12 protein-coding genes are annotated in these 16,801 nt (G+C 65.7%); 6 read left to right on the top strand and 6 right to left on the bottom strand.

The window, feature by feature from the left end:
• The first annotated feature begins 263 nt into the window (after window positions 1-263).
• The 3 genes from secF to AAFN88_RS15615 all read left to right on the top strand — a co-directional run bounded on the left by secF (window position 264) and on the right by AAFN88_RS15615 (window position 3,527).
• Window positions 264-1,205, top strand: coding sequence for a protein translocase subunit SecF (secF, locus tag AAFN88_RS15625; protein WP_347521316.1), 942 nt, complete (start codon window positions 264-266; stop codon window positions 1,203-1,205).
• Window positions 1,206-1,253: 48 nt separating this feature from the next.
• Window positions 1,254-1,631 (top strand): Mth938-like domain-containing protein, encoded by a 378-nt coding sequence (locus tag AAFN88_RS15620; protein WP_347521315.1) that lies wholly within the window; start codon window positions 1,254-1,256, stop codon window positions 1,629-1,631.
• 102 nt (window positions 1,632-1,733) lie between these two features.
• On the top strand, window positions 1,734-3,527 hold the full coding sequence (locus AAFN88_RS15615; protein ID WP_347521314.1) for an adenylate/guanylate cyclase domain-containing protein: 1,794 nt from the start codon (window positions 1,734-1,736) through the stop codon (window positions 3,525-3,527).
• Window positions 3,528-3,599: 72 nt separating this feature from the next.
• Here AAFN88_RS15615 and AAFN88_RS15610 read toward each other — a convergent pair whose 3' ends face one another.
• The gene (locus AAFN88_RS15610; RefSeq protein WP_347521313.1) at window positions 3,600-4,184 is read right to left on the bottom strand and encodes a superoxide dismutase; all 585 of its coding nucleotides are present in this window, start codon (window positions 4,182-4,184) and stop codon (window positions 3,600-3,602) included.
• 257 nt (window positions 4,185-4,441) lie between these two features.
• Window positions 4,442-5,038, bottom strand: coding sequence for a urate hydroxylase PuuD (locus AAFN88_RS15605; RefSeq protein ID WP_347521312.1), 597 nt, complete (start codon window positions 5,036-5,038; stop codon window positions 4,442-4,444).
• 202 nt (window positions 5,039-5,240) lie between these two features.
• Here AAFN88_RS15605 and AAFN88_RS15600 point away from each other — a divergent pair, with 202 nt between their 5' ends.
• Window positions 5,241-6,080, top strand: coding sequence for a phytoene/squalene synthase family protein (locus AAFN88_RS15600; RefSeq protein ID WP_347521311.1), 840 nt, complete (start codon window positions 5,241-5,243; stop codon window positions 6,078-6,080).
• Between the two features lie 108 nt (window positions 6,081-6,188).
• On the opposite strand, the gene trmFO is transcribed toward AAFN88_RS15600, so the two are convergent.
• On the bottom strand, window positions 6,189-7,577 hold the full coding sequence (trmFO, locus tag AAFN88_RS15595) for a methylenetetrahydrofolate--tRNA-(uracil(54)-C(5))-methyltransferase (FADH(2)-oxidizing) TrmFO (protein WP_347521309.1): 1,389 nt from the start codon (window positions 7,575-7,577) through the stop codon (window positions 6,189-6,191).
• 60 nt (window positions 7,578-7,637) lie between these two features.
• Window positions 7,638-8,900: an adenylate/guanylate cyclase domain-containing protein gene (locus tag AAFN88_RS15590; protein ID WP_347521307.1), complete on the bottom strand. Its 1,263-nt coding sequence runs from the start codon at window positions 8,898-8,900 to the stop codon at window positions 7,638-7,640.
• A 158-nt stretch (window positions 8,901-9,058) separates the two neighbouring features.
• Here AAFN88_RS15590 and AAFN88_RS15585 point away from each other — a divergent pair, with 158 nt between their 5' ends.
• Window positions 9,059-10,258 carry an efflux RND transporter periplasmic adaptor subunit gene (locus tag AAFN88_RS15585; RefSeq protein ID WP_347521306.1) on the top strand — a complete coding sequence of 400 codons (1,200 nt, stop codon included), beginning with the start codon at window positions 9,059-9,061 and terminating at the stop codon, window positions 10,256-10,258.
• Window positions 10,259-10,267: 9 nt separating this feature from the next.
• Window positions 10,268-13,438: a multidrug efflux RND transporter permease subunit gene (locus tag AAFN88_RS15580; RefSeq protein ID WP_347521304.1), complete on the top strand. Its 3,171-nt coding sequence runs from the start codon at window positions 10,268-10,270 to the stop codon at window positions 13,436-13,438.
• Between the two features lie 3 nt (window positions 13,439-13,441).
• Here AAFN88_RS15580 and AAFN88_RS15575 read toward each other — a convergent pair whose 3' ends face one another.
• Both AAFN88_RS15575 and uvrA read right to left on the bottom strand, forming a co-directional pair.
• A complete protein-coding gene (locus tag AAFN88_RS15575; protein WP_347521302.1) occupies window positions 13,442-13,939 on the bottom strand; it encodes a GNAT family N-acetyltransferase in 498 nt (165 codons plus the stop codon).
• Window positions 13,936-16,788 carry an excinuclease ABC subunit UvrA gene (uvrA, locus tag AAFN88_RS15570; RefSeq protein ID WP_347521301.1) on the bottom strand — a complete coding sequence of 951 codons (2,853 nt, stop codon included), beginning with the start codon at window positions 16,786-16,788 and terminating at the stop codon, window positions 13,936-13,938. The genes AAFN88_RS15575 and uvrA overlap by 4 nt, the downstream gene beginning before the upstream one ends.
• Window positions 16,789-16,801 lie beyond the last annotated feature (13 nt).

The raw sequence follows: 16,801 nt of genomic DNA, 5'->3' as shown, positions 1-16,801 counted from the left end.
TTAAGTGCATCATGAGATCGTCTTTTCGACCGCACCCGTTAGGAGCCGCGCGCAGCGCGATGCGGTGCATCGGGCAAGCGTGGCGACGCGGCGGATGCGGAGAGAAAAGCGACCCTACGGGCGGCCGGGGGCGGCCCGTGGACGTCGTCGCGACGGCTTGCCGATGCACCGCATCGCCTGCGCCGGCGCGCCTCGCCACGGGGCGCCACCGGCCGTCTCATGACGCACCTAATCCTGATAGTGGGTACTAAGGAAGCGACGTTATGGCTCTTATCCGCAAGCTTCCGATCGAACTGAACATCGGGTTCATACGCCGCCGCGCCTTGTTCCTGGTATTCTCGATGGCGCTTATGCTCGGCTCTGTCGGCGTGTTCCTGACCCAGGGCTTGAACCTGGGTGTCGATTTCCGCGGCGGTATCCTGATGGAGGTGCGCACGCCGCAGCCCGCCGATCTGGGCGAATTACGCAGCCGCTTGGGCGGACTGGGCCTCGGCGAGGTTTCGCTGCAGCAGTTCGGCGAGCCGACCGACGTGCTGATCAACATCGCCAAGCAGGAAGGCGACGAGGAGCAGCAGATCCAGGCTATCGAGGCGGTGAAGGAGGCCCTCGGACCGGGGGTCGAGATGCGCCGGCAGGAGTTCGTGGGGCCCAAGATCGGCGACGAACTGAAGGAAGCCGGTTTCCTGGCCACGGTGCTGGCGCTGCTCGGCATCGGTTTCTACATTTGGCTGCGCTTCGAGTGGCAATTCGGCGTGGCCGCACTCATCGCCCTGGTGCACGACGTCATTGCGACCGTCGGGTTCTATTCGCTGACCCAGATCGAGTTCAATTTGGCGACCCTGGCGGCGGTGCTGACCATCGCCGGCTATTCGATCAATGACACCGTCGTGATCTTCGACCGCGTGCGCGAGAGCCTGCGCCGCTACAAGAAATTGCCGCTGGGCGAGGTGCTGAACAAGGCCATCAACATGACCCTGTCGCGCACCGTCCTGACGTCCTTCACCACCCTGCTGGCCCTTTTTGCGCTGTTCTTCTTCGGCGGTGAAGTCATCCGCGGCTTTACCGCGGGCCTGATCTGGGGTGTGGTCATCGGCACCTATTCGTCCGTCGGACTGGCGGTGCCGCTGCTGACCTTCATCAAGGTGCGCCGAGGCGGCGCCGACGAGGAAGACACCGAAGCCGAGACGGCTGAGGCGTCGTCCTAGGCCGAGGGGCCCGTAACGACCAAGGGGCTTGCAGCGAAAGGAGCGGCCATGGACGTCACACCGCTCATCCCTCAAGGACGGCAGATCATCGAAAGCTACGGCGGCGGCGGCTTCACCGTCACCGGCGAGGCCTACCGCGGCTCGATCCTGGTGCTGCCGGACTGGACCGGCGCCTGGCCCTTGGGTGGGATCGACGAATTGAACCTTGAAAGCTTGGAGCCTGTGCTGACGGCCGAACCTCCGGTGGAGGTTCTGCTTCTCGGCTGTGGCGCCGCCATGGCTTTCATCGAGCCCGAGCTGCGGGAGGCGGCCCGGGCGCGCGGCGTCGCGCTCGAGCCCATGGACACCGGCGCGGCCTGCCGCACCTACAACGTGCTGGTGGCCGAGGACCGGCGGGTCGCCGCGGCTCTCATCGCCGTCGACTGAGGCCGCAACTTCCGGGCGACGACTTTCTCCTGTCGCTCAATTCAAAATAAACGATTAGACTAGGCGAGACGACGGGATTTGGCTCCGGTAAGGGAGGGGGCCATGGTACGGCGGCTTGCCGCAATACTCGCGGCCGATATGGCCGGCTACAGCCGGCTGATGGAGGCCGATGAAGCGGGCACCCTGGCCCGGCTCAAGACGCATCGCATCGAGTTGATCGATCCGGCGATCGCCAAGAACTGCGGCAGTATCATCAAGACCGGCGGCGACAGCCTGTTGGTCGAGTTCCAGAGTGTCGTCGAAGCGGTGAACTGCGCGGTCGAGATCCAGCGCCGCATGGCCCGGCGCAATGCGGACGTGGCGCCGGACCGCCGCATCGAATTCCGCATCGGCATCAACTTGGGGGACGTGATTGCAGAGGAAGGCGACATCTTCGGCGATGGCGTGAACCTGGCCGCGCGGCTGGAGGCCATGGCGGAGGTGGGCGGCATCTGCATCTCGCGGGCGGTGCGCGATCAGTTGGGAGAGCGCCTGGATGTCGGTTTCGAGGATCTGGGCGAGCAGAGCGTGAAGAACCTTTCGCGCAAGGTTCGCATGTTCCGCGTCCTGCTGGACAGCGACCAGAACGCTACTCCCAGCCCGGCGCCGGACGCGGCGGCCGTGACCGCAGCCGGCGACATGCCGTCGATCGCCGTGCTGCCGATGGTCAACATGAGCGGCGACAGCGAGCAGGAGTTCTTCGCCGACGGCTTGACCGAGGACATCATTACCGGCCTTTCGAAGTTCCGCGAACTCTTCGTCATCTCCCGTACCTCGGCCTTTGTCTACAAGGGCAAGACCGCGAATATCCAGAACGTCGCCCGGGCCTTGGGCGTGCAGTACATACTCGAGGGCAGCGTGCGCAAGGCCGGCAACTGTGTGCGCATCACGGTGCAGTTGATCGATGCGGCGACCGACCGCCACATCTGGGCCGAGCGCTACGATCGCGACCTGGAGGACATTTTCGCGATCCAGGATGAGATCACCACGACGATCGTCGGGATACTGCCGGGACGCATCGAGGCGGCAAGCCAGGAGCGGGTGAAGCACAAGCGGACGGACAACATGGCCGCTTACGAAAGCCTGCTGGCGGGCAAGGTGTTGCATCACCGCTCGAACCGGGAAGCCAATGCCGAGGCGCTGCGCCTGTTGGACCGCGCCGTGGCCCTCGATCCGAACTATGCCCATGCGCACGCCTGGCGAGCCTGCGTTTTGGGGCAATCCTGGGTCTATAGCTGGTGCGACGACCGCGACGAGACTTGGGAGCGTGTGGGCGAGGCCCTGCAGACCGCGCTTGGGCTGGACGACAACGACAGCGACGTGCACCGGATCCTCGCGGCCACCAGCATCGCTCATGGAGATTTCGACAAGGCGACCTATCACGAAGAGCGCGCTCTCAGTCTCAATCCCAACGACGATCTTATCGTGGTGCAGAACGGCGAGCTGCTGACCTGGCTGGGGCGGCCGGAAGAGGGCATCGAGTGGATCAGGAAGGCGATACGGCTGAACCCTTATCATCCGGAGCGATTCTGGAACCATCTCGGGCGCGCCCATTTCGTCGCGCGCGACTATGAGGAGGCGATTACGGCCTTTGGCAGAATCTCGCGCCAGGATCAGTTTCACCACGCGTTCCTGGCGGCGGCTCATGCTCTGCGGGGAGACGGAACGGAAGCGGCGGCGCAGGCGGCGCAGGTTCTGGAAATCGATCCGAACTTTACGGTGGAAGCTTATCTGGCCACGCTGCACTACAAGGACGAAAGCGATCTCGAGCACCATCGCCATGGCCTGCTCGAGGCAGGGCTGCCCGAGTCAGCCGCGCGTGCAGCGTCGGCCGAACGCCATCGTGTCGGGGAGTGAGCTGGCGGCAGGCGCGCGAAAAGGGGCCCCGCCGGGAGGTGGGGCCCCTTTCGTTTCTCGCCTGGAGCGGGATCAGGCGGCGTCGAAGTTGGCCGCCGCGAAGTCCCAGTTCGCCAGGTTGTCGAGGAAGGACTGCAGGAAGTCCGGCCGACGGTTCTGGTAATCCAGATAGTAGGCGTGTTCCCAGACGTCGCAGGTCAGGATCGCGGTCTGTCCGTTGGTGATCGGGGTTTCCGCGTTGGCGGTGGTGACGATCTTCAGGTCACCGCCTTCCTTGACCAGCCAGACCCAGCCACTGCCGAACTGGCCGACGCCCTTGGCCTTGAACTCCTCCTTGAACTTGTCGAAGCTGCCGAAAGCCTTGTCGATGGCCTCCGCCAGGGCGCCCGACGGCGCGCCGCCGCCGCCCGGCTTCATCGAGTTCCAGAAGAACGTGTGGTTCCACACCTGGGCGGCCTGGTTGAAGAGGCCGCCGGAGCTGGACTTGATGATCTCTTCGAGGGACTTCTTGGCATCGTCGGTGCCCTCGGTGAGCTCGTTCAGCTTGGTCACATAGGCCTGATGGTGCTTGCCATGGTGGAAGCTCAGGGTGTTGGCCGAATAGTGCGGCTCCAATGCGTCTTGCGCATAGGGCAGTGAAGGAAGCTCGAACGCCATGCCAATCTCTCTCTCGATCCTGTGTTATCCAACAAAAACCCGTGCGGCCTTGTCCAGGCCGGCGCGGGTTGTTCTCCTATTAGGGACAATTAATCAGTTACGCAAAAAGTTCCAGTAGCAATCGCCGGAAGTGGCGTGCCGCAGCGTGAATTTTTGAATTCGCGGGCTGGCAAACGGACCGGAGCCTTGCGACTCCGGTCCCAGGGCATTCATTTTCGCAGTGTTGCCTGCGCTGCTGCCCAGAAAATGTGCAGGCTCTAGAAAAGGTTCTGTGCCGAGACCATGGCAAACAGCATCGGCACCGACAACAGGGTGTTGGTGCGCGAGAACAGCATGGCGGTGCGCGCCGACTGGGCTTTGCTGTCCGCATCGGCCTCGACAATTCCGAGGGCCCGCTTCTGGTTGGGCCAGATGACGAACCAGACGTTGAACCACATGATGGCGCCCATCCACATGCCGATGCCGATCATGCTGTGTTTTGGCACACCGTCGATGAGACCCAGCAAGAGCGCTTCGAGGATGTAGCCGTTGAAAGCGGCTAGGATAAGGCCTGTCACGATGGTTGCCATGGCCCCCCAGCGGAACCACCATAGAGCGGCTGGTGCGATGACTTTGCCGATGGCCGGCTTCTGCTCGTCGGGAATTTTCCCCATGTTGGGAATCTGCACGAAGTTGAAGTACCACAGCAGCCCGATCCACATGACGCCGCTGAGCACGTGCAGCCAGCGGAAGAAAAAGGCGCCGAACGCGTAGCCGTCGTAGCCTTGAATGCTGTAATAGATTACGAACAGAATGACCGCAAAGACGCAGCCTGCGATTACCGTGCTTCTGAGTGAGGTGAGTATCCCAGCCATTTACACTCTCCTATGTTATCGTCCGCCGCTTACTCTTTGATAGCGCAGGGATGATTTTATTTTTTCTTGCTGTGTCGGTGAATCTCGCAAATAGAATGGTTGGAGTCGCCTTGGTAAAGTCTAGGGTTTACTTCATGACTTGCCAAGAGGGCGCCCCAACGGTTTCGGTCCGGGCAGCATCGGAACGCAAAGGCCCTCCGCGATGAAAGGTCTTTCCGCCTGCGGCGCCCTCGTCGAGCGCCACGACCGCGACCGCTACCTCGCCAGCCTCTTCGCGCCGGAGGCCGAGCGCGAGCATCTCTTCGCTCTCTATGCCTTCAATCACGAGGTGGCGAAGACGGCGGAGGTGGTGAGCGAGCCCATGCTGGGACAGATCCGCCTGCAGTGGTGGCGCGAAGCCCTGGAAGGCATCTACGCGGGAACTCCGCGCCAGCACGAGGTCGTGGTGCCGCTGGCGCAGTGCATTGCGGCCAAGGGCCTGCAGCGCGGCCTGCTGGAGCGGGTGATCGATGCCCGGGAGTTCGACCTGGATCCCGAGCCGCCGGCGGATCTCGACGCCTTGCGCGGCTATGCCGAAGGTACCTCGACGGCGCTGCTGCGCCTGACCCTTCAGGTCCTGGAGGCGGAGGACGCGGCCAGTCTCGAAGCCGTGGAGCACCTGGGCCCCGCCTGGGCCTATCTTGGACTGCTGCGGACGCTGCCGCTGCACGCCCGGCAGAAGCGGCTCTATCTGCCGGCGGACCTCTGTGCCGATGCCGGCGTCGACCTGCAGGCGGTCTTCGAACTGCGCACCTCGCCGGCCTTGCGGCGGGTCACCGGCGTGCTGCTGGATGCCGCGGGGCAGCATCTGAAGGCGGCGCGGCGCAGCGCCCGCGAGGTGCCGCGCAGGGCCTTGCCGGCGCTGCTGCCCGCACGCCTTGCCGATCTTTACCTGAAGCGCCTGCGAAAGGCCGGCGGCGACCCCTTCGCCGCCGCCGTGCAGGCTCCGGCACCGGGCCGTGTCTGGCGCCTGGCCTGGGGCAACTGGCGCGGGCGGTATTGAGCAACGCACTTGCGGCTCCACCCCCCACCTAACCTCCCCCCCATCAAGGGGGGGAGGTTAGGTGGGGGTGATTACCTCGCCACCGCGCGTCGTCGAAAGGAAATGAACTTACTCCGCGGCGGCCGCGCTCTCGCTGCGCCAGGCATCGAGGTCGGCCAGGGCGCGGGCCGAGTAGGCCGGCTTGCGGTCCTTCTTCTTCACCTTGCGCTTGCCCTCGGGCGGGGTCAGCGGCGGGAAGAGGCCGAAGTTCACGTTCATCGGCTGGAAGGTGTCGGCTGCGGCGCCACCCGTGATGTGCGCCAAGAGGGCGCCGTGCGCGGTGGTCGGCGGCGGCGGCGCGAAGGGCTTGCCCAGGCGTTCGGCGGCGGCAAAGCGCCCCGCCAGCAGGCCGATGGCCGCGGACTCCACATAACCCTCGACGCCGGTGATCTGCCCGGCGAAGCGCAGGCGCGGCTGCGCCTTGAGGCGCAGTTGGCCGTCCAGCAGCTCCGGCGACTTCAGGAAGGTGTTGCGGTGCAGGCCGCCCAGGCGCGCGAACTCGGCGTTCTCCAGGCCGGGGATCATGCGGAAGATGCGCGTCTGCTCGCCGTACTTCAGCTTGGTCTGGAAACCGACGATGTTGTACAGCGTGCCCAGGGCGTTGTCCTGGCGCAGCTGCACCACCGCATGGGGCCGCGCGTCGCTGTGGGGGTCGTGCAGGCCGACCGGCTTCATCGGCCCGAAGCGCAGGGTCTCCGGCCCGCGCTCGGCCATGACCTCGATGGGCAGGCAGCCCTCGAAGTAGGGCGTCGACTTCTCCCAATCCTTGAACTCGGTCTTCTCGCCGTCCAGCAGGGCCTGGATGAAGGCCTTGTACTGCTCTTCGCTCAGCGGGCAATTCACGTAGTCGGCGGTGCCGCCGCCGGGTCCCGGCTTGTCGTAGCGCGACTGGAACCAGGCCTTGGAGAAGTCGATGGACTCCTTGTAGACGATGGGCGCGATGGCGTCGAAGAAGGCCAGGTAGTCGGTGCCGCTCAGCGCGCCGATGGCTTCGCCCAGGGCCGGCGAGGTGAGGGGGCCGGTGGCGACAATGACCGAGTCCCAGTCCTCCGGCGGCAGGCCGTCGACCTCGCCACGCTGGATGGTGACCAGCGGCTCGGCTTCCAGGGCCGCGGTGACACGGTCGGAGAAGGCCACCCGGTCGACCGCCAGGGCGCCGCCGGCGGGCAGCTTGGTGGCGTCGCCGGAGGCCATGATGAGGGAGCCGAGGCGGCGCATCTCCTCGTGCAGCAGGCCGACGGCGTTGTTCTCGGCGTCGTCGCTGCGAAAGGAGTTGGAGCAGACCAACTCGGCCAGCCCCTCGGTCTGGTGAGCGTCGGTCTTGCGCTCCGGGCGCATCTCGTGGAGGACCACCGGCACGCCGGCGCGGACGATCTGCCAGGCAGCCTCGCTGCCGGCCAGGCCGCCGCCGATGACGTGGATGGGTCCGGGGATGGGGGGCGCTTTGGTATCTGTCATGGCCGGACCATAGCGCCGCCGGTGCTCCACCGAAAGCCCCGGATAACGCCGTTTAGGGCTTCAGTCCTGGCCGGGCAGGCCGGCAGTATCGGCCAGGGTGAAGACCTCCTGGGGGTCGGCGATGCCCTTTAGTTGGTGAAGGCCCAGGCTGCGGGCCGCGCCTTTCCAGCTCGCCGCGAAATCGGCGGAGAAGACCAGGGGCAGGTGGAGGGCCTGATTCAGCGCTTCGATGCGGCTGACCAGGTTCACCGCCGGACCGATCACCGTAAAGTCCAGGCGGTCCGCGGCGCCGATATTGCCGTAGAGGACATCGCCCAGGTGCAGCGCGATACCGGCACGGTAGGGCACCAATCCCAGGCTCTCGCGGTGCAGACGTTTGTTGTGGATGCCCTGCAGTGCGCGGCGCGCTGCCTGCATCGCCGCCTCGCAGGCGCTGCAAGTGGCCGCTTCACCGGCTTCGCCCGTTGGGAAGATTGCCAGAATACCGTCGCCGATGAACTTCAGGATCTCACCGCCGGATTCCACGATTGCCACGCCCATGATCTCGAAATACTCGTCGAGCAAATCGACGACTTCTTCCATGGTGAGGGACTCTGAGAGCTCGGTGAAGCAGCGCAGATCGGAGGTCAGGAGCACCGCATTGATGCGTTCCGCGTGCCCGCGGCGGATGGTACCTGCCAGGACCCGTTGACCGCTGCGCGTGCCGAGATAGGTCTCCATCAGCGTCTGAGCGGTGACATAGGCGTGGCGCAGCTCGAGCAGCAACCCGAAGGCGGGCAGGGTGGCCTCCACTGTGGCAATGTCGCAATCGCTGAAACCGCCGTCTTGCTTGCTGGAGAGGGTAAGGCCGTTGACCTGACCGTTGCTGAAGGGCAGCGGCCGAACGGTGTAGTCGCGGTAGCCGTTGCCGTGGAGTTCCTCAGTGATGGGAAAGTCCAGTGGGCAGCCGGGCTGGCCGAGGCGCCGCCGGACGGCGGGCCCGCCGTCGAAGACCTGCTTGATGGGGCTTTTGAGGAAAAACTCGGTGTGTTCGATTCCGTGTACCCGCGGGATCTCGACCACGGCCTGCTCCCCATCTTCCCACAGCACCGTTCTGGCGCGTAGCTGCGGGTGGAGTTGGGGTAGGTGCAGGGTGGAGCGGTCGACCGGGATGCCGACGGCATCCAACTCGCGGAGGAATCCCTCAAAGAGTTGGCTGATACGGCTCGGCTGCAGCCGCATGGCGAAGAGCCAGTCGATCACCGGCTGCGCCCGTTCGCGGCCCTGGGTACAGAGCTGGGGCGTCAGGACCGTGTCTTCGGTGGGGCTAGGACTCGTCGTCAAAGCTGCGCTCATCCAGCAAATCTGCGGCTTCCGGCCGGGCTATGCAAGCGACGCAATCCCCCCTTTCCAAGCGCGATCTTGCATTTGCTGCGGCGCGGTATAAGTAAACTGCTCAGTTTCCTGCCGACGCGGGGGGCGTCTGAGTGAGAGGCAGTAGCATGCAATCGACCGAGAAATCCGAGGGTTCGCGGGTGGCGCGGGCTGTCCTTAGTCTATTGAGGAGCGCCCTGGGCGTTGCTCTCCTGGGCCTGCTGGCCGCCTGCGGCGAGCAGGGCAGCGGTGCGGCCCAGCAGCCGGCGGCGCCGCCCGCGGTCACCGTGGCCAAGCCGGTGGTCCGCGACATCGTCGAGGACGACGAGTTCGTCGGCCGTTTCGAGGCCGTCGACGAGGTGGATTTGCGGGCCCGGGTGGGCGGCTACCTGGAGGAAGTGCACTTCACCGACGGCGCGGTCGTGGCCCAGGGCGACCTGCTGTTCACCATCGACCAGCGGCCTTACCGGGCCGCGGTGGGCGAGGCGGAGGCGAACCTCAAGATCGCCCGCTCGCAGGTGGAATACACCAAGAAGCAGTTGGAGCGTGCGCGCGAGCTTTCCACGCGCGGCAACATCTCTGTCAGCGCACTCGACGAGCGCCAGCAGGAATACGTCGCCGCTCTGGCCCAGGTGCAGGGCGCCAAGGCGGCGCTCGACAGCGCGAGGCTGGATCTGGAATACACCGAGATCCGCGCGCCCATCTCCGGGCGTATCGACCGCAACCTCATCTCGGTCGGCAACCTCGTCGTGCCCGACGACACGACGCTGACCACCATCGTCGCCATCGACCCCATCAACTTCTATTTCGACATCGACGAGCGTTCCTTCCTGGCCTACGCCCGCGACGCCAGAGCGCGCGGCGTGGCACTGCAAGAGGGCGCGGGCGCGCTGCCCGTAACGGTGCGGCTCGCCGACGAGCGAGACGGCTCCTTCGGCGGCACCTTGGATTTCGCCGAGAACAAGGTCGACGAGGATACGGGCACCATGCGGGTGCGCGCGGTTCTCGATAATCCGGAGCTGGTCTTGCAGCCGGGCCTCTTCGGCATCATCAATATCCCTGGCTCGCTGCCCTACCGAGGCGTCATGGTGCCGGACAGCGCCATCAGCGCCGACCAGGACAAGCGCCTGGTCTATGTAGTGGACGAGGCCGGCAAGGTGTCCCGGCGGGAGATCCGCCCCGGCCCTCTTCTGTACGGCTATCGCATCGTGCGCGAAGGCCTGACCGGCGAGGAGACCATCGTGGTCGAAGGACTGATGCGGGTGCGTCCGGGAGTCACCGTGACGCCCGAGTTCAAGGAATTGCCGCAGGTCGCCGCGGCAAAATAAGGGACGGCCATGCGCTTCGCACATTTCTTCGTCGACAGGCCGATCTTCGCGACGGTGCTGTCCCTCGTTCTGGTCATCGTCGGGCTGATCGCTTACGGCCAATTGCCGGTTGCTCAGTATCCCGAGATCGCGCCGCCCAGCATAGTGGTGCGCGCCAGCTATCCCGGGGCCGACGCCAAGACCGTGGCCGAGACCGTGGCGACGCCGCTGGAGCAGGAGATCAACGGCGTCGAGGACATGCTCTACATGTCCTCCTATTCCACCGCCGACGGCAGCATGTCGCTGACCATCACCTTCAAGCTGGGGACCGATCTGGACCAGGCCCAGGTGCTGGTTCAGAACCGCGTGTCCATCGCCGAGCCGCGCCTGCCTGAAGAGGTGCGCCGCTTGGGCGTGACCACCACGAAGTCGTCGCCCGACCTGATGATGGTGGTGCATATGCTTTCGCCGGACGAGAGCTACGACCAGCTCTACGTGTCCAACTACGCGCGCGCACGTGTGCGCGACCTGCTGCTGCGTATCGACGGCGTCGGCGACCTGCTTCTGTTCGGCGAGCGCGAGTTCGCGCTGCGTGTCTGGCTCGACCCGGACAAGCTCTCGGCCTATGCCCTGACCGCCGCCGACGTGGTGGGCGCGCTGCGCGAGCAGAACGTGCAGGTATCCGGCGGCTCCATCGGTGCCCCCCCCAATCCGGGCCAGAACGCCTTCCAGTACGTGGTCACCACTCAAGGCCGGCTGCAGGATCCGCGGGAGTTCCGTTCGGTCATCGTGAAGTCGGGTGAGGACGGCCGCCTGATCCGCCTGCAGGACGTGGCGCGGGTGGAGCTTGGCGCCCGCGAGTACATCACCAACAGCTACCTCAACGGAAAGCCTGCCGTCGCCCTGGCCGTCTTCCAGCGGCCCGGCACCAATGCCCTGGAGACCGCCGAAGCGGTGAAGGCGACGATGGAGCGGGTCAAGCAGGACTTCCCGCCGGGCATCGACTACACCATCGTCTACAACCCGACGGAGTTCATCGCCGAGTCCATCGACGCGGTCTACAAGACTCTCTTCGAGGCGGTGATCCTGGTGGTGCTGGTGGTGCTGGTCTTCCTGCAGTCCTGGCGCACGGCCTTCGTGCCCATCGTGGCGATCCCGGTATCGCTCATCGGTACCTTCGCGGTGATGCAGGCCTTCGGCTTCTCCATCAACATGCTGACGCTCTTCGGCATGGTGCTCGCCATCGGCATCGTCGTCGACGACGCCATCGTGGTGGTGGAGAACGTGGAGCGCAACATGCGCCTGGGTATGAGCCCGCGCGAGGCGGCGCACCGCACCATGGACGAAGTCGGCTCGGCCATCATCGCCATTTCCCTGGTGCTGGTGGCGGTCTTTGTGCCGGTCGCCTTTATCCCCGGTATTACGGGCCAGTTCTATCTGCAGTTCGCCCTGACCATCGCGGTGACGACGATCATCTCGGCGGTCAATTCCCTGACCCTGTCGCCGGCACTCGCGGCGATCCTCTTCAAGCCGCATGGCGGCAAGCCTTCGCGCTTCCCGCTCGCGGTCGTGGGCCGTCTGTTCGCCGATGCCTTCAACAAGGGTTTCGACAGGCTGAGTGAACTCTATGGGGAGGTCGTGCGTTTCCTGGTCGGCCGGCGCAGCGCCCTCGCGGCCATGCTGCTGGTCTTCGCCGGCCTGCTGGGCGCCACGGTCTACATGCTGCAGACCACGCCGCGGGGCTTCATTCCGACCATGGATGAAGGTTATGCCATCGTGGTGATTCAGCTGCCCGAGGGCGCTTCCCTGGCGCGCACCGACGAGGTGGTCCAGGAAGCTTCGCAGATCATCCAAGGTACGCCCGGTGTGCGCAACGCCGTGGCCTTCGCCGGTTTCTCCGGCGCCACCTTCACCAACGCCACCAACGCGGGCGTCATCTTCGCCGGCTTCGACCCCTTCGAGGAGCGTCTGGCCAAGGGCCAGCCCGCCGGTGCGATCATCGGCCAGCTCTACGGCGGCTTGCAATCGATCCGCGAGGCCTTCGTCATCGCGGTGCCGCCGCCGCCGGTGCGCGGCGTCGGCAATTCCGGCGGCTTCAAGCTGCAACTGCGCGAGCTGAACAGCGCCGACATGGACCGGGTGCTGGGCGCGGCCTACGCCATCATGGGGCAAGCCTCCCAGACCCCGGGCGTGACCGGCGTCTACACCACTTTCAGTTCTTCCTCGCCGCAGTTCTACCTGGACATCGACCGGCGCAAGGCGCGCATGCTTGACGTGCCCATTCAGAACATCTTCGACACCCTGTCGATCAACTTGGGCACCTCCTATGTGAACGACTTCAATGCCTTCGGCCGCATCTACCAGGTACGGGCCCAGGCCGACCAGCAGTTCCGCATGGAGAAGGAAGACATTCTGCGCTTGAAGGTGCGCTCGGCCCGCGGCGCCCTGGTGCCGCTCGGCACCCTGGTTGAGATCAAGGAGGTCGCCGGCCCGAATCTGGTGCAGCGCTACAACATGTTCGTTTCCGTCCCGGTGCAGGGCAATGCCGCGCCGGGAGTCTCCTCGGATCAGGCCCTTCAGGTGATGGAGAACCTGGCCAGGCAGGTGCTGCCCCCGGGCACGGACTTCGAATGGACGGATCTCGCCTATCAGGAGCGTAATACCGGCAACACCGCCGTCTTCATCTTCGCGCTTTCCGTGCTCTTCGTATTCCTGGCTCTGGCGGCCCAGTACGAGAGCTGGAGCCTGCCGCTGGCAATCATCCTCATCGTGCCGATGAGCGTGCTTTCGGCCCTGGTCGGCATCACCCTGCGCGGCTTCGACAACAACATCCTGACCCAGGTCGGCCTCATCGTTCTGGTGGGCCTGGCGGCGAAGAACGCCATCCTGATCGTCGAGTTCGCGAAACAGGCCGAGGACAACGGCCATAGCGCGGTAGAGGCCGTGGTGGAGGCCTGCCGTCTGCGCCTGCGTCCGATCCTGATGACCGCCTTCGCCTTTATCCTGGGCGTGGTGCCCATGGCGATCGCCACCGGCCCGGGCGCGGAGATGCGCCAAGCCCTGGGCGTCACGGTTTTCTCGGGCATGCTGGGCGTGACCTTCTTCGGCCTCTTCCTGACGCCGGTGTTCTACGTGACCATCCGCGGCATCACCCGGCGTCTCAGGCCCGCGAGGACCGATGAGGTGGCGCCGGCGGAGTAGGGACTAGTCGCCCGCGGCAAACTCCTTCAACGCCTCGCCGTCGAAGCGGAAGTAGACCTTTTCCGCCAGCCGGCGGGCGCCCAGGCGGTCATAGAGGGCGAGGGCGCGGGGATTGTCGGCCTCGGCGGTCCAGTCCAGGCGCACGCAGCCGCGTTCGACGGCGATCCCAGCCAAGCGGCGCAGCAGGGTCCCGCCGATGCCCAGCCCGCGCGCCGTTTGCGGAACGAAGAGGTCCTTCAGAAAGAGCTGGCCGCCAAGGTCCGGTGCGGGGTGGAGCACCGCGAAGCTGGCAAAGCCGACGGCCTTGCCGCCGGCCTCGGCCAGCAACACTTCGATGTTGGCTTTCTCAGACAGCACCTCGTTCCGGACGTGCGCGGCCATGGCCTCGCGCGGCGCCGCCCTGTCGCCCCAGTAATGCACGTCGCTGAGGTAGAACAGCTCGGCGAGCGCCGCCGCGTCGGCGGCCGTCGCCAGGCGGCAGTTCACGGCGGCTTGGCTCATGCCCGCTTCTTCTTCGGCTTGGCGCTGCGCAGATAGGGGGCCAGGTAGTGGCCGGTGTGGCTCTCGGCCACCTGGGCCACGGCCTCGGGCGTGCCGGCGGCGACGATGCGCCCGCCGCGGTCGCCGCCGTCGGGCCCCAGATCCAGGATCCAGTCGGCGGTCTTGATGACCTCCAGGTTATGCTCGATCACCACCACGGTGTTGCCCTGATCGACCAGGGCCTGCAGCACCTCCAGCAGCTTCTTCACGTCTTCGAAGTGCAGGCCGGTGGTTGGCTCGTCGAGGATGTAGAGGGTGCGCCCGGTCGCGCGCCGGGACAGTTCCTTGGAGAGCTTCACGCGCTGCGCCTCGCCGCCGGAGAGCGTCGTCGCCGGCTGGCCGATGTGGATGTAGCCCAGGCCGACCTTCTGCAGGGTCTCCAGCTTGCTGCGGATCGAGGGCACGGCCTTGAAGAACTCCACGCCCTCGTCGACGGTCATGTCGAGGATCTGGGCGATGGATTTGTCTTTGAAGTGGATCTCCAGGGTCTCGCGGTTGTAGCGCTGGCCCTTGCAGACGTCGCACTGCACGTAGACATCCGGCAGGAAGTGCATCTCGATCTTGATGACGCCGTCGCCCTGGCAGGCCTCGCAGCGCCCGCCCTTCACGTTGAAGGAGAAGCGGCCCGGCTTGTAGCCGCGGGCGTTGGATTCCGGCAGGCCCGCGAACCACTCGCGGATCGGCGTGAAGGCGCCGATGTAGGTGGCGGGGTTGGAGCGCGGGGTGCGGCCGATGGGCGACTGATCGATGTCGATGATCTTGTCGAGGTACTCCAGCCCTTCGATACCCTCGTGCTTGCCGGGGTTGGCGCGGGCCTTGTGCAGGCGCCGGGCCAGGGCCTTGTAGAGGGTCTCTATGATGAGGGTCGACTTGCCGCTGCCCGAGACGCCGGTGACGCAGGTGAAGGTCCCCATGGGGATCGCCGCCTCGACGTCCTGCAGGTTGTTCTCCGTGGCGCCCAGGATCTTGATCTCCTGGCCGGGATGTCCCTCGCGGCGGTGGCGCGGCACCTCGATCTGGCGCAGGCCGGTCAGATACTGCCCGGTCAGGCTTTCCGGGTTGTGCATCACCTCCTCGGGTTTGCCGATGGCCACGACCCGGCCGCCGTTGACGCCGGCGCGCGGGCCCATGTCGATCAGGTAGTCGGCGGTGCGGATGGCGTCCTCGTCGTGCTCCACCACGATGACGCTGTTGCCCAGGTCGCGCAGGCGCTTCAGCGTTTCCAGCAGGCGCGCGTTGTCGCGCTGGTGCAGGCCGATCGAGGGCTCGTCCAGCACGTAGAGCACGCCGGTGAGGCCGGAGCCGATCTGCGAGGCGAGGCGGATGCGCTGGCTCTCGCCGCCGGAGAGGCTGGCCGAGCCGCGGCTGAGGGTCAGGTAGTCCAGGCCAACATCGACCAGGAAGGTCAGGCGCTCGTTGATCTCCTTCAGGATGCGCGCGGCGATCTCCTGGTCCTTCTTGCCCAGCTTGGCGTTCAGGGCGCCGAACCAGGCGGCAGCCTTGGCGACGGAGAACTCGGCCACCTCGCTGATGTGCAGCTTGTCCAGCTTCACCGCCAGGGCCTCCGGCTTCAGGCGGTGGCCGCCGCAGGCTTCGCAGGCCTTGTTGCTCTGGTACTTGCCCAGGTCGTCGCGGACCCAGTCGCTGTCGGTCTCGCGCCAGCGCCGCTCCATGTTAGGGACCACGCCCTCGAAGGGCTTCGTCGTCTTGTAGCTGCGCAGGCCGTCCTCGTATTTCATCGTGATGGCGGTCTTGCCGGAGCCGTGCAGGATCACCTCGCGCACCTTGGCGGGAAGCTCCGCCCAGGGCGTGCGGGTCGAAACCTTGTAGTGCCGGGCGATGCTGTCCAAGGTCTGCTGGTAGTAGGGTGAGGGCGTGGCCGAGCGCGACCAGGGCGCGATGGCGCCGCCGCTCAGGGTCGCCTTGGGGTCCGGCACCACCAGGTCGGGATCGAAGAACAGGGTGATGCCCAGGCCGTCGCAGGAGGGGCAGGCGCCGAAGGGGTTGTTGAAGGAGAATAGCCGCGGCTCGATCTCCTCGATGGTGAAGCCGGAGACCGGGCAGGCGAACTTGGCCGAGAAGGTGGTGATCTCGCCGCCTTTCTTTGCCTCTTCGGTGAAGGCCAGGCCGTCGGCCAGGTTGAGGGCCGTCTCGAAGCTGTCGGCCAGGCGCGTTTCGATGCCCTTGCGCACGATCAGGCGGTCGACCACCACCTCGATGTCGTGCTTGCGCTTCTTGTCGAGCGCCGGCGCATCCTCGATCTCGTAGAGCTCGCCGTCGATCTTCACGCGCTGGAAGCCGCGCTTCTGCAGCTCCGCCAGCTCTTTTCTGTACTCGCCCTTGCGCCCGCGCACGATGGGGGCCAGCAGGTAGAGGCGGGTGCCTTCGTCCATCTCCATCACCCGGTCGACCATCTGGCTGATGGTCTGGCTCTCGATGGGCAAGCCGGTGGCCGGGGAATAGGGCACGCCGACCCGGGCGAAGAGCAGGCGCATGTAGTCGTAGATCTCCGTCACCGTGCCCACCGTGGAGCGCGGATTCTTCGACGTGGTCTTCTGCTCGATGGAGATCGCCGGGGAGAGGCCCTCGATGGAGTCCACGTCCGGCTTCTGCATCAGCTCCAGGAACTGGCGGGCATAGGCCGAGAGCGACTCGACATAACGGCGCTGGCCCTCGGCGTAGATGGTGTCGAAGGCGAGCGACGACTTGCCGGAGCCCGAAAGCCCGGTGATCACCACCAGTTCGTTGCGGGGCAGGGTGACGTCGATGTTCTTCAGATTGTGCTCGCGCGCGCCGCGGATCGCGATCACGGGACCTTCCAGG

It is taken from the genome of Pelagibius sp. CAU 1746, assembly GCF_039839785.1.
Taxonomy (GTDB): Bacteria; Pseudomonadota; Alphaproteobacteria; order Kiloniellales; family Kiloniellaceae; genus Pelagibius.
Note: the sequence above shows the minus strand (reverse complement) of the source record. Positions and strands in the feature narration are given on the sequence as shown.